General features: G+C 66.2%; 24 protein-coding genes. 13 read left to right on the top strand and 11 right to left on the bottom strand.

What is annotated here, in order from left to right; all coding sequences use genetic code 11:
- Positions 1-3 precede the first annotated feature (3 nt).
- The 4 genes from GU920_RS17595 to GU920_RS17580 all read right to left on the bottom strand — a co-directional run bounded on the left by GU920_RS17595 (position 4) and on the right by GU920_RS17580 (position 3,070).
- Positions 4-606 (bottom strand): SCO family protein, encoded by a 603-nt coding sequence (locus GU920_RS17595; protein ID WP_161768438.1) that lies wholly within the window; start codon positions 604-606, stop codon positions 4-6.
- Complete coding sequence (locus tag GU920_RS17590) at positions 585-1,058, bottom strand: copper chaperone PCu(A)C (protein ID WP_161768437.1); 474 nt, start codon at positions 1,056-1,058, stop codon at positions 585-587. Before GU920_RS17590 ends, GU920_RS17595 begins: the two co-directional genes overlap by 22 nt.
- A 6-nt stretch (positions 1,059-1,064) precedes the next feature.
- Positions 1,065-1,658, bottom strand: a complete 594-nt coding sequence (locus tag GU920_RS17585; protein ID WP_161768436.1) for an SCO family protein — start codon at positions 1,656-1,658, stop codon at positions 1,065-1,067.
- An 89-nt stretch (positions 1,659-1,747) separates the two neighbouring features.
- The gene (locus GU920_RS17580) at positions 1,748-3,070 is read right to left on the bottom strand and encodes an Nramp family divalent metal transporter (RefSeq protein WP_161768435.1); all 1,323 of its coding nucleotides are present in this window, start codon (positions 3,068-3,070) and stop codon (positions 1,748-1,750) included.
- A gap of 114 nt (positions 3,071-3,184) precedes the next feature.
- Between GU920_RS17580 and mntR the strand changes: the two genes are divergently transcribed.
- Entirely contained in the window at positions 3,185-3,637 is a 453-nt protein-coding gene (gene mntR, locus GU920_RS17575) for a manganese-binding transcriptional regulator MntR (protein ID WP_021096156.1), read from the top strand.
- Positions 3,638-3,645: 8 nt separating this feature from the next.
- Here the strand turns inward: mntR and GU920_RS17570 are convergent, their stop codons facing one another.
- From GU920_RS17570 to GU920_RS17550, 5 genes are read right to left on the bottom strand one after another with little or no spacing between them, the layout of a single operon-like run.
- Positions 3,646-4,305 carry a DsbA family protein gene (locus tag GU920_RS17570; RefSeq protein WP_161768434.1) on the bottom strand — a complete coding sequence of 220 codons (660 nt, stop codon included), beginning with the start codon at positions 4,303-4,305 and terminating at the stop codon, positions 3,646-3,648.
- The gene (locus GU920_RS17565) at positions 4,302-4,739 is read right to left on the bottom strand and encodes a disulfide bond formation protein B (RefSeq protein ID WP_161768433.1); all 438 of its coding nucleotides are present in this window, start codon (positions 4,737-4,739) and stop codon (positions 4,302-4,304) included. Before GU920_RS17565 ends, GU920_RS17570 begins: the two co-directional genes overlap by 4 nt.
- Complete coding sequence (gene lspA / locus GU920_RS17560) at positions 4,726-5,205, bottom strand: signal peptidase II (protein WP_161768432.1); 480 nt, start codon at positions 5,203-5,205, stop codon at positions 4,726-4,728. Before lspA ends, GU920_RS17565 begins: the two co-directional genes overlap by 14 nt.
- A complete protein-coding gene (locus GU920_RS17555; RefSeq protein ID WP_235933383.1) occupies positions 5,202-5,825 on the bottom strand; it encodes a methyltransferase family protein in 624 nt (207 codons plus the stop codon). Before GU920_RS17555 ends, lspA begins: the two co-directional genes overlap by 4 nt.
- A gap of 4 nt (positions 5,826-5,829) precedes the next feature.
- Positions 5,830-8,127 (bottom strand): heavy metal translocating P-type ATPase, encoded by a 2,298-nt coding sequence (locus GU920_RS17550; RefSeq protein ID WP_161768431.1) that lies wholly within the window; start codon positions 8,125-8,127, stop codon positions 5,830-5,832.
- 87 nt (positions 8,128-8,214) lie between these two features.
- On the opposite strand from GU920_RS17550, the gene GU920_RS17545 reads away from it, so the two are divergent.
- From GU920_RS17545 to GU920_RS17490, 12 genes are all read left to right on the top strand, one after another.
- A complete protein-coding gene (locus tag GU920_RS17545) occupies positions 8,215-8,655 on the top strand; it encodes a MerR family transcriptional regulator (protein ID WP_161768430.1) in 441 nt (146 codons plus the stop codon).
- Positions 8,652-8,993 carry a YnfA family protein gene (locus GU920_RS17540; protein ID WP_021096163.1) on the top strand — a complete coding sequence of 114 codons (342 nt, stop codon included), beginning with the start codon at positions 8,652-8,654 and terminating at the stop codon, positions 8,991-8,993. Before GU920_RS17545 ends, GU920_RS17540 begins: the two co-directional genes overlap by 4 nt.
- 356 nt (positions 8,994-9,349) lie before the next feature.
- Positions 9,350-10,549, top strand: a complete 1,200-nt coding sequence (locus GU920_RS17535; protein WP_161768428.1) for a DUF932 domain-containing protein — start codon at positions 9,350-9,352, stop codon at positions 10,547-10,549.
- Between the two features lie 126 nt (positions 10,550-10,675).
- A complete protein-coding gene (locus GU920_RS17530) occupies positions 10,676-11,116 on the top strand; it encodes a JAB domain-containing protein (protein WP_018001782.1) in 441 nt (146 codons plus the stop codon).
- 106 nt (positions 11,117-11,222) lie between these two features.
- Positions 11,223-11,741, top strand: a complete 519-nt coding sequence (locus GU920_RS17525; RefSeq protein ID WP_161768427.1) for a DNA repair protein RadC — start codon at positions 11,223-11,225, stop codon at positions 11,739-11,741.
- 101 nt (positions 11,742-11,842) lie between these two features.
- Positions 11,843-12,334 carry a DUF6878 family protein gene (locus tag GU920_RS17520; RefSeq protein WP_161768426.1) on the top strand — a complete coding sequence of 164 codons (492 nt, stop codon included), beginning with the start codon at positions 11,843-11,845 and terminating at the stop codon, positions 12,332-12,334.
- A 10-nt stretch (positions 12,335-12,344) separates the two neighbouring features.
- Positions 12,345-12,722: a DUF6915 family protein gene (locus GU920_RS17515; protein ID WP_161768425.1), complete on the top strand. Its 378-nt coding sequence runs from the start codon at positions 12,345-12,347 to the stop codon at positions 12,720-12,722.
- Between the two features lies 1 nt (position 12,723).
- Complete coding sequence (locus GU920_RS17510; protein WP_035714343.1) at positions 12,724-12,921, top strand: hypothetical protein; 198 nt, start codon at positions 12,724-12,726, stop codon at positions 12,919-12,921.
- A gap of 75 nt (positions 12,922-12,996) precedes the next feature.
- Positions 12,997-13,416 (top strand): hypothetical protein, encoded by a 420-nt coding sequence (locus tag GU920_RS17505; RefSeq protein ID WP_161768424.1) that lies wholly within the window; start codon positions 12,997-12,999, stop codon positions 13,414-13,416.
- Positions 13,409-14,053: an antitoxin of toxin-antitoxin stability system gene (locus GU920_RS17500; protein ID WP_161768423.1), complete on the top strand. Its 645-nt coding sequence runs from the start codon at positions 13,409-13,411 to the stop codon at positions 14,051-14,053. The genes GU920_RS17505 and GU920_RS17500 overlap by 8 nt, the downstream gene beginning before the upstream one ends.
- A gap of 63 nt (positions 14,054-14,116) precedes the next feature.
- The gene (locus tag GU920_RS17495; RefSeq protein WP_235933382.1) at positions 14,117-14,452 is read left to right on the top strand and encodes a type II toxin-antitoxin system TacA family antitoxin; all 336 of its coding nucleotides are present in this window, start codon (positions 14,117-14,119) and stop codon (positions 14,450-14,452) included.
- Positions 14,453-15,070 (top strand): GNAT family N-acetyltransferase, encoded by a 618-nt coding sequence (locus GU920_RS17490; protein ID WP_161768422.1) that lies wholly within the window; start codon positions 14,453-14,455, stop codon positions 15,068-15,070.
- Positions 15,071-15,244: 174 nt separating this feature from the next.
- On the opposite strand, the gene GU920_RS19375 is transcribed toward GU920_RS17490, so the two are convergent.
- Together GU920_RS19375 and GU920_RS17485 are read right to left on the bottom strand one after the other, a co-directional pair.
- The gene (locus GU920_RS19375) at positions 15,245-15,382 is read right to left on the bottom strand and encodes a hypothetical protein (RefSeq protein ID WP_186312474.1); all 138 of its coding nucleotides are present in this window, start codon (positions 15,380-15,382) and stop codon (positions 15,245-15,247) included.
- 34 nt (positions 15,383-15,416) lie between these two features.
- Positions 15,417-15,847, bottom strand: a 431-nt coding sequence (locus GU920_RS17485) for a hypothetical protein (protein ID WP_201744229.1), incomplete at its 5' end; no start/stop codon positions are given.

Here is a 15,847-nt window from a genome sequence, read left to right as displayed (position 1 = left end):
CTTTCAGCTGAGGGTTCGGCGGATCTTCGGAACGGCGAAACGCCGATCCTCGTGATAATCAATGATGCTGGCAAAGCGCCCGTCCGGGTGGAACAGGAACACCCCGGCTGTATGGTTGACCGTATAATCGCCATCGCGCGGCACCTTCTCGAACGACGCGCGCAACCCCGCGGCGGCGCGTTCGACCTCGGCCAGCGGGCCCGTCAGGCCGGTGATGCGCGGATCGAAATTCGCGAGGTAGTCGGACAGGACCGCCGGCGTGTCACGTTCAGGGTCCACCGAGATCAGGGTGACGTTCAGGCGGTCAGCCTCGGGACCGAGATCCTCGAGCCAGCCCGAGATGTCGCTGAGCGTGGTCGGACAGACGTCGGGACAGAAGGTAAAGCCGAAGAAGATCATGGTCGGGCGCCCGATCCAGTCGGACGGCCGGACGGTTGCGCCGCACTGGTCGGTCAGCGTGAAGTCCATTTCGGCGATCGGCAAAGGCAGACGTGGGTCTGTGGCAGGCGCGGTGCCGCGGCTGCGCCATGCCCCGAGGCCGAGCGTGAAAGCCAGCGCCCCCGCCACCCCGCCGAGGCCGAGGATCACTGCCCTGCGTGTTCGCAATCCGGCCCCTCCGCCTGCATGGACAGGACCTCGACCGGCACCGTCACCTCGCCCGCGTCGCGGAAGGTCAATGTCACGGGGAAGCCCTCGCCTTCCTTCAGGGTGGTGGTCAGGCCCATCAGCATTCCGTGATAGCCCCCGGGCGCCAGCGCCACCGTCTGTCCCGCCGGAACCGGAACCGACATGGCGTGCGGCATCGAGGCGACGCCGTCCGTCACGACGGTTTCGTGCAGCATCGGCATTTCCGCGACGGGCGTCGCGATGCCGACCAGCGCGTCATCGGCGCTGCCTGTGTTGGTGATCTCGACATAGAGCACGCCGGGGCGTTCGGCGCCGATCGTCGCGCGGGACCATGCGTGCTCGATCATCAGATTTCCGATGGTGAAGGTTTCGCAGGCCATGGCAGGCAGGCCGACAAGGGACAGAAGGGCGGCAAGGATGGGGGTTCTCATGGAGCCTCACAGTCTGGAGCGAAGGTCATTCAGGATGTCACTGGCGGGCGTGCCGTAGGCGAACTGGCGCAGCCAGTCGCCATCGGGCCCGATCAGGTAGAGCGCCGGGCTGTGCGACATGGTGTAGCCATCCGGCGCGGCCGGGTCGTCCTGGCGTTCGAAGTAGATGTGGAAGCTCTCCGCGGCGGCGCGCGTCTGCACCTCGTCTCCGGCGAGGCCCAGGATCGCCGGGTGGAAGGCGGATGTGTAGGCGGCAAGCCCCAGACGGCGGTCGCGGACGGGATCGACGGAGATGAAGATCGGTTGCACCTTGTCGGCGTCCGATCCGAGGTCATCCATGACCTGCGCGACCTCGGACAGCGTGGTGGGGCACACGTCCGGACAGCTCGTGAAGCCGAAGAACACCAGAAGGTGCTTTCCCGCGAAGTCCGCCTCGGTGCGGATCCGGCCCTCGGCGTCGGACAACGAGAACACCGGGCGAAACGCGGCCTCGGCCCGGGGCGGGGTTGCCGGATCGGCCACCAGAACCCAGGTTCCATAGGCCAGACAGACCAGGCCCGCGGCTGCCCAAAGGGCTTTCTGGAATGTTGTCAGTCTCATGCGGCCCCTGTCTATGATGCGGTGTGCCTAAACCCTCCAGCGGCTTGAGGTTCAAGCGAAAAAGCCCGGTGTCACGGAAAGATGAGGCGTCAGCCGAGCAGAACCGTCGCCAGCAGATTGACATTCAGCACGATGATCGTGGCCGCGATCAGTGCGCAGAGCGCAGTAAGCCAGCGGGGGGCCACCAGATCGCCCATCTTGGCCCGGCTTGCCGTGAACATCACCAGCGGCACGATGGCGAAGGGAAGCTGGAAGGACAGCACGACCTGGCTCAGGATCAGGAGCTGGCCGGTCTCCTCGCTGCCGTAAAGCAGGATCACGGCCATCGCCGGGACAATGGCGATCAGCCGGGTGATCAGCCGCCGCAACACCGGGCTGATGCGGAAGGCGATGAACCCTTCCATCACGATCTGCCCTGACATCGTGGCTGTCACGGTCGCGTTCAGCCCACAGCACAGAAGCGCGATGCCGAACAGGGTCGGGGCGATGGCGCTGCCAAGCAGCGGCGAAAGCAACGCATGCGCCTGATCGATCTCGACGATTTCGGTTGTGCCGCTGGCGTGGAACGTCGCGGCGGCGAGGATCAGGATCGACGAGTTGACCAGAAGCGCCAGCATCAGCGCGATGGTCGAATCCCAGGTCGCAAGCCGCAGCGCATCGCGCTTGCCGCCCGGATCCTGTCCGAAGGCCCGGGTCTGCACGATCCCGGAATGGAGATACAGGTTGTGCGGCATCACCGTCGCGCCGATGATTCCGAGCGCGATGTAAAGCATCTGCGGATTGGTCACGATCTCGGTCGAGGGCGCAAAGCCCGCGATCACCGCGCCCCAGTCGGGGTCGGCCATCGCGATCTGCACGAAGAAACAGGCCGCGATCACCGCCAGAAGTGCGATGATGAAAGCCTCGATCCACCGAAATCCCTTGTTCTGCAGCCAGAGGATCAGGAACACGTCGGCCGCGGTGATGAAGATGCCGATCTCGAGCGGGATGCCGAACAGAAGGTTCAGGCCGATGGCCGTGCCGATCACCTCCGCGAGGTCGGTGGCGATGATCGCAGCTTCGGCAAACAGCCAGAGCGGCACCGACACCCAGCGCGGAAAGGCATCCCGGCAAGCCTGCGCCAGGTCGCGGCCCGAGGCGATGGCGAGCCGCGCGCAGAGCGACTGCAGAAGGATCGCCATGATGTTCGACAACAGCGCAACGAAGAGCAGCGTGTAGCCGAAGGCCGCCCCCCCGGCGAGCGAGGTGGCCCAGTTCCCGGGGTCCATGTAGCCGACCGCGACGAGGTAGCCCGGTCCGATGAAGGCAAGGAAGCGGCGGAAGGGCGACGCGCCGCGCGGCACTGCGATCGAACGGAACACTTCGGACAGGGACGGCGTGGTGCTGTCGGTACGCCAGGCATGGATCGGCATGGATGGAAGCCCCAGAAGGACGCGTCCGCAAAGGCCGGGCGCAATATGTTAGATGGTGCTAACAATTCTCCCCGCGGCTTTACTTGTCAATCCGTCCCGTGCGATGCTTCTGCGATGACAGGGATCGATCCGAAGAACCGCATGGGCACCGATGACCGAGCCGCCGACCTGCGGGCCGAGGCGTTCCAGGGCGTGCGCGCGGCGCGCAGCCGCGAGCTGGCCGAGGACTATGTCGAACTGATCGCCGAACTGATCCACGACCACGGCGAGGCGCGGCCGGTGGATATCGCCGCGCGGCTTGGCGTCCGGGTCCCGACGGTGACCAAGACGCTCGACCGTCTGGCCCGGGAGGGCCTGATCACCCGGGCGCGGTATCGGTCCGTGTTCCTGACCGACGAGGGCCGCGCGCTGGCCCGGGAGTGCCGTCGGCGGCACGAGATCGTGCTGCGGTTCCTGCTGAGCCTGGGCCTCGACCCCGAAACCGCCGAGCGCGACGCCGAGGGGATCGAGCATCACGTCAGCGCGCGCACGCTGGCCCTCTTCGCGGCCTTCGCCAGCAAGTCCTGACGGCGGCGTCAGGCGTTCTCGACGGCGAAGCGCACATCGGCGATCAGGCTTTCCGCGCTGAAGTTCTCCAGCCGTTTGCCGTTCAGGAAAAAGGTCGGCGTCTGCCGGATGTCCAGGGCTTCGACATCCGCCATGTCCTGGTTGATCGTTCCGGTGATGCCGGGAAAGAGCTTGTCCGTCTCGGCCCGATCCAGATCGAGGCCCGCATTCCCGGCGATCTCCCAGGCCACGTCCATCTCGGGCGCCCCGTGGACCGCCCAGCCCGGCTGCTCTTCGAACAGGGCGTCAAGCACCGGTTCGAACTTGCCCTGCATCCGCGCCGCCTCGAGGATCCGGGCAGCCTCGTCCGACCCTTCGTGGAACAGGGTATAGCGCAGCACAACGCGGACCTGATCCGGGAACAGCCGGAGGATCTCCTTGATGACCGGATGGTACGCCCGGCAGGCCTCGCAGGAGGGGTCGAAGAACTCGACCAGCGTGACGGGCGCATCGGCCGGGCCGAAGCTGGGCGAGTAGGGGCGGACGAGGAGTGCTGCGTCCACGGGCGGCGCAGCGGCGGCGCGGGCATCGGCGTCTGCCTGACGCCGGGTGTTCACGACAAAGGCGCCGCCCCCGAAAGCGACGAGCCCGATGGCTGAGGCCCCGACCAAGACAGTGCGGCGGTTCATGCGCGGGTCCCCCTTGGAAGGATCAGACAGGCAAGGATGGCGGCAAAGGCCGCCAGCGAAAGGTAAGGAATGGGCAATCCCAGGATCACCTGCGCCGGGCCCGAGCAGGAAGGGCCGTTCTCGGTGCAGGGAACGACCGGAGCAGGCAGGAGCCCCGCGTAAAGTCCGGAATGCCAGGCCGCGAGCGCCAGCCCGGCGATACCGAACGGCAGGGCATAGACCCGCGCCAGGCGGTCGCCCCGCCAGATCGACAGGCCAAGGATCGGGACCAGCGGGAACATGGCGATACGCTGGTACCAGCACAGGGTGCAGGGCATCTGCCCCAGCACCTCGCCGATGAAGAGAGCCCCGAGGGTGGCGGCAAGAGCGATCACGAACGCGGTCGTCACCGCAAGGTCGTCCCGGGACGGGGTGTCAGCCTCAGCCTTGGTCACGAACGGGCTCCTTGCGGCGGCGCTGTGGCAGGGACGACGCGAGGAGGCAGGCCGCTCCCAAGGTGATCGCCATGTCCGCGACGTTGAACGTCGGCCAGTGCCATTCCTTCCAGAAGACGTCGAGGAAGTCCGTCACCGCACCCTGCCGCAGCCGGTCGATGATGTTGCCAAGCGCCCCGCCGACGATCAGGGCGAACCCGGTGCGCTCGACCGGATGGCGCGCGCGCAGGGCCATCACGGCGAACACCAGCGTCAGCCCGGCGGTCACGGCGGCCATCAGCAACGGCCGACCGGACATCGGACCGGACAGGAGGCCGAAGCTCGCGCCTTCGTTGAAACCGAGCGTCAGGTCGAGACCGGGAAGGATGGCAACGGGCTGGCCGGGCACCAGGCCGGACAGCGCGGCCGCCTTGGTGGTCTGGTCGAGCAGAACCGTGGCCAGCACCACATTCGCAGGTCGGATCATGGAGCGGTTCCCTGGCGCAGCCCGATCCAGCGCGGCACGGCGGCGGTGTAGCGGTCGTAGTCCGCCCCGAGTGCCGCCCGCAGGGCCGTCTCCTCCGTGCGCACCTGTGTGACAGCCGACCACAGGAAGACGAGCGGCGCGACGACAGTGGGCAGCGAAGACGCCGCGAGCGCGACACCGGCCAGCAAGGCGAACTGCCCCACGAAGGTGGGGTTCCGGCTGTAGCGGTAGAGCCCGCCCGTGACGAGGGCGCCCGTCGCGCCGGGCACAACCCCTACCCGCCAGGAGGCGCCCATCGACATCTGCGCCGCAAAGGCGACCATCGCCCCCACGCCCGCGATGAAGACACCGATCAGCCCGGCGGCAACCGCCCCGCCTTCGGTCCAGAACGGATCGGCCTTGTGGAGTACAGGCCATGCCAGCCAGAGAAGCGGCCCGAAGAAGGCAAGCACGAAGGCCGCACGAAACCCGAAGGCGGCCAGCCGCTCGCGTCCCCTTGCCTGCCCGAACAGCCAGACCGGCCTGCCCGCCGCCTGCGTCGCCGCCGTGGTCCCCCAGAGGAACAGTGCCAGATAGCCGAAGAGAAGGGCCAGCGCGGCCCAGCCGAAAGCCGACATCATCGCCTCACGCCTCGCGTTCGGGGTTGAACCGCAAGAGACGCAGCGCGTTCAGCGTCACCAGCACCGTCGCACCCGTATCGGCCAGGATCGCGATCCAGAGGCCCGTCAGGCCAAGGACCGAGGTGACGAGGAACACCGCCTTCAGCCCCAGGGCGATGGTGACGTTCTGACGGATGTTGGCCATGGCCGCGCGCGAGAGGCGGATGGTTGCGGGAATGTCGGTCACGCGGTCGCGCAGGATCGCCGCATCGGCGGTTTCCAGCGCCACATCGGTGCCCGATCCCATGGCGACGCCGACCGACGCCTGCTTCAGGGCGGGCGCATCGTTGATGCCGTCACCGATCATCATGACGCCGTCCTTCGCCCCGATCTCGCGAATATAGGCGAGCTTGTCCTCGGGAAGCATGTCGGCCTCGAACTTCAGGCCAAGGCCGCCCGCGATCGCCGCCGCCGTCCGCGGGTTGTCGCCGGTCAGGATGACGGGGGTCAGGCCCATGGCAGTCAGCTGGCGCACGGCATCCTTCGCATCCGCCCGCGGCTCGTCGCGCATCGCGATCAGGCCGAGCGGGGAATTCGCGCGGAACACCGCGACGGCGGTCTTGCCCTCCTCTTCGAAGATCGTTGCCTGGCGCAGTCCAAGCCCGTCAAGGCCGCCGTTGTCCATGGCGTAGCGGGGCGAGGCGACCCAGGCCGGGGCGCCGTCGACCGTCGCCACGACGCCCTTGCCCATCAGCGCCTTGGCGTCGCTGGCGGCGAGCGGCGCGACGCCCGCGTCCTTCGCACGGTTCAGGATGGCGACCGCCAACGGGTGGCTCGACCCCGTCTCGACGCCCGCGGCGACAGCCAGAAGCTCGGCCTCGGTCGTCTTGCCGAAGGGCACCACATCGGTCACCTGCGGCCGGCCATGCGTCAGGGTACCGGTCTTGTCGAAGGCGACCCAGCCGATCTTGGACGCCGCCTCGATCACCGCGCCGCCTTTCATCAGCAGCCCACGTCGCGCACCGGAGGACAGCGCCGAGGCGATCGAGGCCGGAACCGAGATCACCAGCGCGCAGGGGCAGCCGATCAGAAGCAGCGCCAGGCCACGATAGACCCAAGTATCCCAGGGTTGGCCGAAGGCCAGTGGCGGCACCAGCACGACCAGCGCCGCGACGCCAACGATGGCCGGCATGTACCAGCGGCTGAACCTGTCGATGAAGCGTTCCGTCGGCGCGCGCGCCTCCTCCGCTTCCTCGACCAGCCGGATGATCCGCGCGATGGTGTTGTCCTCGGCCCCTTTTGTCACCGCCACACGGAGGGCCGCTTCGGTATTGATTGCCCCGGCAAACACCGCATCCCCGGGTCCGCGCGTCCTTGGCACGCTTTCGCCGGTGACCGGGCTTTCATCCACACCCGAGGTGCCCTCGACGATCTCGCCGTCCGCCGGGATGCGGTCGCCCGGGCGTACCAGGACGGTCTGGCCAATGGCCAGGCTCGCCGCAGGAACCTCGCGCGTGGTGCCGTTCACTTCGAGGAGCGCCGTCTTGGGCACCAGTTTGGCCAGGGCTCGGATGCCGTCGCGCGCCTTGCCCGCCGCCACACCTTCAAGCACCTCGCCGACCGCGAAGAGGAACACGACCAGCGCCGCCTCTTCCGCCGCGTCGATGAACAGCGCGCCGACGGCGGCAATCGTCATCAGGCTCTCGATGGTGAAGGGTTGGCCCATCCGCAGCGCGGCGAAGGCGCGCCGCGCGACCGGAGCAACCCCGATGAGGCAGGCCGCGACAAAAGCCCATCGGCCGATGTCCGGCGCGATCAACTCGACGATCCAGGCCGCGCCGAGCAGGACTGCCGTGAAGATGACCAGCTTGCCCTTTCCGGTCTGGTACCAGGGCTTGCCCCTGTCGGCGGGGTCATCGTGGACATGGCCCGCGCTGCCATGGCCCGAGTCGTCACGCGGCGAAACCTTCCCGTGCGTCGCATGGTCATGACCGTCATGGTCGTGGCCCGATGGATCTGCCCCGCCATCCCTCTCGCCGGGCACCCCTGCCGTCGGCGTCGCGGGCAGCACAAAGTCCTTCCTCGCCGATGCTGCCCGTGGCGCGATCTCATAGCCGAGCGCACGAACGGCGCTCTCGATCCTGTCCCGCCCGGTTTGCGCCTCGTCGAGGGTCAGACGGAGACGTTCCGACATGATGGCGACCTCGACACCGCTCACTCCCGGCAGGCGCGACACCGCATCCTTGATCTTGGTGGCGCAGGATCCGCAATCCATGCCCCTCACGGTCCAGTCGCAAGCGGTTTCGTTTCGTGCTTCGGCCATCGTCAATCCTCGGCCCGCGCGGGGCGATTGTCTTCATCGAGTCGGGAAGCTAATGTCTCTAGCAACTATAGCTTCAAGGGGAATCTGATGCTGACCATCGGAAAACTCGGGGCGCAGGCCGGAGTGAAGGTTCCGACCATCCGCTACTACGAACAGATCGGGCTTCTGCCCGAGGCCGGGCGCAGCGCCGGCAACCAGCGGCTCTACGGACGCAAGGCGTTGGAACGGCTTGCCTTCATCCGCCACGCACGGGACCTCGGCTTCACGCTCGAGGCGATCCGTGACCTTCTCAGCCTCTCGGACAATCCCGAACAGCCTTGCGTCGCAGCCGACGCCATCGCGCGCGCGCAGCTTGCGGAGGTGGAGCGCCGCCTCGCGCGGCTGACGGCGCTGAAGGCCGAACTGGAGCGGATGGTCGTGCAATGCGCGGGCGGCAAGATTGCCGATTGCCGGGTGATCGAGGTGCTGGGCGACCATTCCCTCTGCTCCACCGACCACCGCCATCCGGAGAGCGAGGCCGGTCCGTGACCGCGCCCGGCACACTCGCCATCTATGCCGGTGCCGCCTTGGCCGAGATCGCGGGCTGCTTCGCGGTCTGGGCCTGGATGCGGCAGGGGGCGAGCGCCATCTGGCTTGTCCCCGGAGTGGCGAGCCTCGCCGCCTTCGCATGGCTGCTCGCGCTCGCCCCATCCGACTTCGCCGGGCGCGCCTATGCGGCCTACGGCGGGGTCTACATCGCCGCATCGCTCCTCTGGCTCTGGATGGTCGAAAAGCAGCGGCCGGACGCCTGGGACCTGACAGGCGGGGCGATCTGCCTCTTCGGCGCGGCGGTCATCCTGTTCGGTCCAAGGGCGATGGGGAGCTAGTCAGGCGCTCGACCGAAGATCGTCAAGGCGGAGTGTCACGCTGGAACAGCCGAAGATCGCGCCACTAGATGATTGTCGTCTTCGCGACGTAGTTCGGTCGCGGATGCGCCAGAACCGCAGCCGGGGAAGCGATGCAGAACTTTCTTCAAATTAAAATTTAGACTGAACAAGGTTGGACATCAGGCCCATTCCCTCCATCGAATGGCTGCTTTGCGACGCAGTCACGGAACCGCACATCGCGGCGGCCGTCTGCTATCTGCCCTTCACGTCGACCAGAGTGAGAGACGTGCCGGTTTCCCGGTGACGGGTTGAGGGCTGGGAGAGTGGCTTCCGGCGCCTGTCACGGGAGATAGCCGATGGGCGTTGTGGAAGTTCTGGATCCGGTCGCACCGGCGCGGGCAGGTGGATGGAAAGTGGATGCGAGCCGGGGTGAGCGGAACGGGCGGGTCTCGTCCGAATGGTTCAACCGGCCCGATGACGAGCGGTATCTGTCGCTTGATGATCTCTGGGCATCGGTGAAGGGCCGGTCCGAACGCAGCCGCAGCCGGGTCGTGCAGACGGCGGATATCCGGGTCGAGGCCGCGCGCGACAACCCCGAGCGGCTGCACCTGATGCTGCCGAAAGCGCATGAACCGGTCGTGCCCACGCACTGGGCGTTCGGCCAGCTTGCCAGCATCGTCGGCGCGCCGGCCTCCTACCTGCGGCAGCTGCCCGCGCCGCTGGCAGGGATCAACCTGCAATACGGTCTGACCAACCATCGCGCCGAGCAGGTCAAGACCTTCGAGACGGAAGACGGCCGCACCGAACTGCGTGCAGTGACCGGCCCCGACTATGGCCGTATCCATGACCATGAACTGGTCAAGGCCGTGCAGCGCATCGCGGGCAATGGCACGGGCGACACGCGCTGGAAGGTGCCGGGCGTGCTTGACTGGTCGACCGGGGTCTACAACCCCGATGTCGAAATCAGCCGCGACACGACCACGCTTTATGCCTCTGACCGCGACGTCTTCCTGTTCCTGGTCGATGATCACAACCCGATCGAGGCGGGCCGCCTGCCCGACGGCTCACCCGATCTCTACTTCCGGGGCTTCTACTGCTGGAACTCCGAGGTGGGGGCGAAGACCCTCGGCATGGCCAGCTTCTACCTTCGGGCCGTGTGCCAGAACCGCAACCTCTGGGGCGTCGAGGATTTTCAGGAGATCACGATCCGTCATTCCAAGTACGCCGCATCGCGCTTCGCCCATGAGGCGGCCCCGGCGCTGACGCGGTTTGCCAATTCCTCGCCGCAGGGGTTCGTAAACGGCATCAAGGCGGCGCGGCAGCAGATCGTCGCGCGTACGGACGAGGACAGGGATGACTTCCTGCGCAAACGCGGCTTCTCGAAAGCCGAATCCGGCAAGATCATCGAGAAGGTGCTGATGGAAGAGGGCCGCCCGCCCGAGAGCATCTTCGATTTCGTGCAGGGCATCACGCGGCTTGCGCGCGACAAGACCCAGCAGGATGCCCGCCTCGACATGGAAGGGCGCGCCAAGAAGCTGCTCGACCGGGTCGGCTGACGCCGGGATCGACAACGCGACCGCCTGCATCGGCGGCGGTCGCGCACTCCTCTTTCAAATGCATGCCGTTGGCCCCGCCCCGAGAGGGTAGGGGGCTTCGGCCTGCGCATTTCAGCGAGAACTCCCATGACCCCCCAGGAAGAAACCGTCATCCTCGAGGCCCGCGACATCCTCGGCCGCTACCTCAGCCAGAACCCGGTCATCGGCAGTTGGCAGGCGCTGATGGACTATTGCGCGCTGACCGTCCGCGGGCCCATCGAGCGCTTCCACGTGCTCTATCTCGACCGAAAGAACCGCATCATTTCCGATGAGCTTCTCTCGACGGGCACGGTTGACCATGTCCCGGTCTATCCGCGCGAGGTGATCAAGCGGGCGCTGATGCTGAACGCCAGCGCCTTGATCCTGATCCACAACCACCCTTCGGGCGATCCGACGCCGTCGGAGGCCGATCTCAGCATGACCAAGGAGATCCAGAAGGGGTGTAGGTATCTCGGCCTGACGCTGCACGACCACATCATCGTCGGTGCCGGAACGGAGCTGAGCCTGCGGGCCCTCGGCAAGCTCTGATGGTCCCAGCAGACCTGCCGCCGCCCCTTCGAGGAAGAGGGCGGCGGTTTTGTCTTTGACGGATGAGGCGGGGAGAGAGGCTTCCCGCGCCGTCGGAGATTTTCCTATGTTCGACTTGCCCCTGCCCATCCACCCGACCACCGGCCCGCGAGGCTTCTCGCCGGTTTTCGCTGTGGGCGATGCTGATCCCAACCACCCCTTTGCCCTGACCCTGTCGCGCCGCACGCCTGCGGATCTGATGTCGGGCCGGGCCGCACCCTTGGTTCTCGCACGCTTCGCGACGTTGGCCGAGGCCATGCAGGGCGCGATCGACCATGCCGAGGGGATGGCTCCGGATACCGCGCCCCAGCTTCTGGCGATCCTCGACCGCGACGAGCGCCTTGTGCTGGCCGGGGCCGCCAGTGACCACGCCGTCGCCTGGTGCCACCCGGTGACGAGCGCAGCTGAGGCACGTGGCGTCGTGGCCGAGGCGAGCCAGCTGCGAGCGCAGGCGGTTCATGCAGCCGATTGGCGCGAGACCGATCTGGCGGAGCGGCTGCGCCACCGCGCCGATCTCCTGGATGGGCGTCTCGTAGACCCGCTCTGGCGCGCCTTTGCCGCCCGGGCGCTGCAAGTCGCTGCCTGAGGCCCGAGAGGCAGAGGAGGGCAGGGGGGATTTGGAGCTTGTCCGGGGGAGAGAGATCGCCCGGCCCAGCTTCGATCCCTTCCCCTGACCGGAGACACCCGATGACCCTGAGTGAACCCACCCTCGCGCCCCCGATGGCGCCCTCGACCGTCGACATGGCGCTGATCTTCGCGGCGCATGCCGAGCGCGCGGCGCGGATCGAAGCGCTGCGCCCCGGCAACAAGGACCGCCTTTTTGACGGCCTCACGGCCGCCGGCATCACCCATGTCACCGTGACCTTCGACGGTGCCGGGGACAGTGGCCAGATCGAAAGCATCGGCGCATGGTCCGGTGAGACCGCCGTCGATTTCCCCGCGACCGAGATCGAATACGCCGCGCTGACCTGGGACGACCCCGAGGTCGAGATGCGGCAGCTCTCGCTGGAAGATGTCGTCGAGCAACTCGCCTACGACTTCCTTTCCGACACCCATGGAGGTTGGGAGAACAACGACGGCGCCTGGGGCGAGTTCTGCTTCGACGCGTCCGCCCGTTGCATCCATCTTGAGTTCAACGAGCGGTACACCTCGTCCGAACTCTTCACCCATGATTTCTGAGGGGGCGTCGATGGCACATCCCTATCACCACGCCCTGTCCTCGGTGAAGAAATTGGGCGGGACGGTCGACGATTTCATGGCGGTGCATGCCTGGTTCGACCAGAGCAAGGAGATCACCGCCGACTTCCGGCACCGGGCGCTCCGCCATCATGCGGAGGGTATCTTCATGGCTGAGACGATTTTCGGCCCGACCCTCACGCTCTCGACCGGGCGCATCATTCCGACCCGCTGGGTGGGAGAGCAGCATGTGAAGGAGGACCTCGGCTTCATCCCGAGCTTTGCCGACTGGGTGAAGGCCATCCGGCCCGAGCCCTGGATGGGCCGGTCGGCGCGGATCGAGGCGCTGGTCGATCCGCATCTCGCCTCGCCCGTGGTCGAGGTCAGCTGAGATGACCGATCCAGCCTATCAGCGGCTCGGCGTGCCAGCGACGGCTTCGCCCTTCGCCGTCCTTCGGGCAGCGGTCCGGGCGCTTCACCCCGACACGCGCGCCGTTCGCGGATTCCGGGCGGCGCGCAAGCGCTTCTACCGGCAGATGCTCTGCGCGCATGCCGCGCGACAGGCGGCGGGCGACAGTTCCACAGGCTAATCGCCCCCGACCACCCCTTCATCCCAACACAACGCCCGGCCTCTCGGCTGGGTCTTCCCCATTCAGGAGGTCCCCATGGCGGATTACTTCACCCATTTCTCGTGCCTGCTCGATGTCGGCACCCCCGACAAGGCCGCCCGCGCGCTCGCGCTGTTCGAAGAACTCCGCGCCGCGGATCAAGACGCAGACGACCCGGAGGTCGCAGGCTTCGACCTCGTGCGCCAGGACGCGCCCGAGGACAGCACCCTCTGGATCCATGACGACGACCACGGCGATGTCGAAGCCGTCATCCGCTTCGTGTTGCGCCTTGCGGAAGAGATCGACCTCGTCGGCCTCTGGGGGTTCCAGTACGCCCTGACCTGCTCCCGGCCGCGCCTCGACGCCTTCGGCGGTGGCGCGCATGTCATCGACCTCGGCGCGCGCAAATCCATCGGCTGGACCAGCAGCCAGGAATGGCTCGCCGCCGCGCTGAACGGGGAGGACGTCGATGCCTGAGGTCATCTGCACCACCGTCTACCAGTTCCCCGAGCTTTCGGATGCGGCCAAGGAAACGGCGCGCAACTGGTATCGCGAGCTTGGCCCCCACGATGACTGGTGGGACGCGGTCTACGAGGATTTCGAGCGGGTCTGCGACATCCTCGGCATCCTTCTGAAGACCACCCCCGTCCGCCTGATGGGCGGTGGCACGCGGGCGAAGCCATGCATCTGGTTTTCCGGGTTCTGCAGCCAGGGGGACGGCGCATGCTTCGAGGGCTACTGGTCCCACGCCAAGGGCGGGGCCACGCGCATCCGGGATTACGCGCCACAGGACGCAACCTTGCACAGCATCGCCGACCGGCTGCAGGCCATCCAGCGCCGCAACTTCTACCAGCTTGCCGCCGAGGTCAGCCATCGCGGGCGCTACTACCACGAGTACACGATGTCGGTAGACGTCACGCGGGACAGCCCGACCTGGCAGTCGCCGACCGACGATGCGGAGGAGATCGTGACCGAGGCGCTGCGCGATCTGGCCCGCTGGCTCTACCGCCAGCTGGAGGCGGAATACGACCACCTGACCTCGGACGAGGCCATAGAGGAGGGGATCATCGTCAACGAGTACACCTTCACCGAAGGAGGGCGCCGCTTCGGGTGAGGCGCGCCCTTCGAAGAGCTTTCCCGACCGCACGCTTGAAACGTACGTCGATCTGGCGTACATATGGACAAGACATTTCAGGAGGCGACCATGCTCGGTTTCCACGATACCACGCGCGCAATCGATGAGCGCAACGAGGCCCGGATGAATTTCCGGACGAAGCCGCGCATCAAGACTGCAATCCAGCAGGCCGCGGCACTGTCCGGCGTCGACGATTCCGTCTTCACGATGAACGCCGCCTATCAGGCAGCGCTGGCAACGATCGCTGCGCATGAACGCACCGTGCTGCAGCCGGTCGATCATGAGGCGTTCTTCGCGGCGCTCGATGCACCATCTGCGCCGACCGATGCCCTGCGCGCGGCCTTCCGTCGACACAGCGACACGGTTGTGTCGAAGTAAATGGCCGCGTCACAACCGGTCGCCTACACCATCGAGCCGTTCGATCCTTCGAGGCATGATCGAGCGGCTTTTTCTTGCGGCGTCGAGCAAGTCGACAACTATTTCCAGAAGACCGCGAACAAGCTCGCCAAGGCGGACAATGTCCGCCTCTATGTGATGGTTGACCCAGACAGCACGGTCATCGGCTTCTATGCCCTGAATGCGCATGCCGTACAGTTTACGGATCTTCCTGCGAAGTTTGGGCGGACCCGGCCTTCGCATGGCAACATTCCTGCCGCCTATATCTCGATGATCGGGCGGGATCGGAGGTTCAGCGGCGGCGGGTTTGGCGGCGATCTCTTGGTCGATGCCCTGCGGCGCATTGCCGTTGCGGCCGACGCAATTGGCGTCGCGGTCGTCATGCTCGATGTGCTCGACTGCGGCGATCCCGACCGCGTTGCGCGCCGCAAGGCGCTTTACGAGAGCTACGGGTTTGAGCCGTTGCCTTCGAACCCGCTCAGAATGTTCCTGTCCGTCAGCACGGTTCGCAAGCTAATCGCTGAAGAGGATGATATGCAGAAAAAGGACGCTGCACTCGCGGATTTGGCGCGGCTCGGACAGGAGTTTGACCGAGGTTGAAGTCCTGAAGGTCAAGTCTGCCAACCTATAGGTCGGCAACTACGCTCGGTTTGCCAAGCCACGGTTCGGATGAGCTGCACTTGGTCCGAGAAGCTTAATTCAGCCACTCAATGAACAGATAGATTTCCCCTGCCGTCGGGCAGGGGAAAGGGTCTTCGTGGTGCAGGGCACGGTTCAGCGCTTCTTGCTGGGCCGCTGGGTCAGCGCTGATGCCGCCGCAGTTTTGGCTGCCTTGCTCGACTTGGGGTCGCTCAGAACTTTCCCTGCCGCTGATGCCGCTTTCTTGCTCGTCACTTCGTTGTTTTTCGCCATATTTCTCACCTCCTTTCCCTATGAATTTTTTGGTTTATTCCGCCGCCAGGTGTTTGGCATTGCGGTTATCGAGAAGGCGGGCCAGGCGCTCTTTCCATCCTTCTGTGTGCACGATGCGGGCTTCATGCACACCCGCGCTGATCACCTCCGCCTTGGTCAGCTTCGTGAATGCTTCCCAGTTTTGTCCGAAGGCGTAGATGGCGTTGCCCCAGCGGATGCATTCTAGGATCACCAGTCCATGGTGCGGAAAGACGTAGGCGATGTAGTCTGAGAAGCCGCCCGTTCCGACGAAGAATTCTTCCGGGTGATGGCTCAGAATCGTCTTCTGGCGATCGAAGATCACCGCCTTCGTGTTGTCAGAATAGGGCCTGAGAACATCTGCCAAGTGACGTTCGAGCCTCGGCCACGGATGCGCCCCTTCCGGCAGCATCTTCCATGCAACGCGCCGCATCTTCACGTTCTCGA

Source organism: Paragemmobacter ruber, from assembly GCF_009908315.1.
GTDB lineage: Bacteria > Pseudomonadota > Alphaproteobacteria > Rhodobacterales > Rhodobacteraceae > Paragemmobacter > Paragemmobacter ruber.
This window is presented reverse-complemented; position numbering and strand designations above follow the sequence as displayed.

Excerpts from the sequence above, each read along its gene's own strand:
- GU920_RS17590 (WP_161768437.1), bottom strand. The coding sequence starts at position 1,058 with ATGAGAACCCCCATCCTTGCCGCCCTTCTGTCCCTTGTCGGCCTGCCT.
- GU920_RS17585 (WP_161768436.1), bottom strand. The coding sequence starts at position 1,658 with ATGAGACTGACAACATTCCAGAAAGCCCTTTGGGCAGCCGCGGGCCTG.
- GU920_RS17580 (WP_161768435.1), bottom strand. The coding sequence starts at position 3,070 with ATGCCGATCCATGCCTGGCGTACCGACAGCACCACGCCGTCCCTGTCC.
- mntR (WP_021096156.1), top strand. The coding sequence starts at position 3,185 with ATGACAGGGATCGATCCGAAGAACCGCATGGGCACCGATGACCGAGCC.
- GU920_RS17570 (WP_161768434.1), bottom strand. The coding sequence starts at position 4,305 with ATGAACCGCCGCACTGTCTTGGTCGGGGCCTCAGCCATCGGGCTCGTC.
- lspA (WP_161768432.1), bottom strand. The coding sequence starts at position 5,205 with ATGATCCGACCTGCGAATGTGGTGCTGGCCACGGTTCTGCTCGACCAG.
- GU920_RS17555 (WP_235933383.1), bottom strand. The coding sequence starts at position 5,825 with ATGATGTCGGCTTTCGGCTGGGCCGCGCTGGCCCTTCTCTTCGGCTAT.
- GU920_RS17550 (WP_161768431.1), bottom strand. The coding sequence starts at position 8,127 with ATGGCCGAAGCACGAAACGAAACCGCTTGCGACTGGACCGTGAGGGGC.
- GU920_RS17545 (WP_161768430.1), top strand. The coding sequence starts at position 8,215 with ATGCTGACCATCGGAAAACTCGGGGCGCAGGCCGGAGTGAAGGTTCCG.
- GU920_RS17535 (WP_161768428.1), top strand. The coding sequence starts at position 9,350 with ATGGGCGTTGTGGAAGTTCTGGATCCGGTCGCACCGGCGCGGGCAGGT.
- GU920_RS17530 (WP_018001782.1), top strand. The coding sequence starts at position 10,676 with ATGACCCCCCAGGAAGAAACCGTCATCCTCGAGGCCCGCGACATCCTC.
- GU920_RS17525 (WP_161768427.1), top strand. The coding sequence starts at position 11,223 with ATGTTCGACTTGCCCCTGCCCATCCACCCGACCACCGGCCCGCGAGGC.
- GU920_RS17520 (WP_161768426.1), top strand. The coding sequence starts at position 11,843 with ATGACCCTGAGTGAACCCACCCTCGCGCCCCCGATGGCGCCCTCGACC.
- GU920_RS17515 (WP_161768425.1), top strand. The coding sequence starts at position 12,345 with ATGGCACATCCCTATCACCACGCCCTGTCCTCGGTGAAGAAATTGGGC.
- GU920_RS17510 (WP_035714343.1), top strand. The coding sequence starts at position 12,724 with ATGACCGATCCAGCCTATCAGCGGCTCGGCGTGCCAGCGACGGCTTCG.
- GU920_RS17505 (WP_161768424.1), top strand. The coding sequence starts at position 12,997 with ATGGCGGATTACTTCACCCATTTCTCGTGCCTGCTCGATGTCGGCACC.
- GU920_RS17500 (WP_161768423.1), top strand. The coding sequence starts at position 13,409 with ATGCCTGAGGTCATCTGCACCACCGTCTACCAGTTCCCCGAGCTTTCG.
- GU920_RS17495 (WP_235933382.1), top strand. The coding sequence starts at position 14,117 with ATGGACAAGACATTTCAGGAGGCGACCATGCTCGGTTTCCACGATACC.
- GU920_RS17490 (WP_161768422.1), top strand. The coding sequence starts at position 14,453 with ATGGCCGCGTCACAACCGGTCGCCTACACCATCGAGCCGTTCGATCCT.
- GU920_RS19375 (WP_186312474.1), bottom strand. The coding sequence starts at position 15,382 with ATGGCGAAAAACAACGAAGTGACGAGCAAGAAAGCGGCATCAGCGGCA.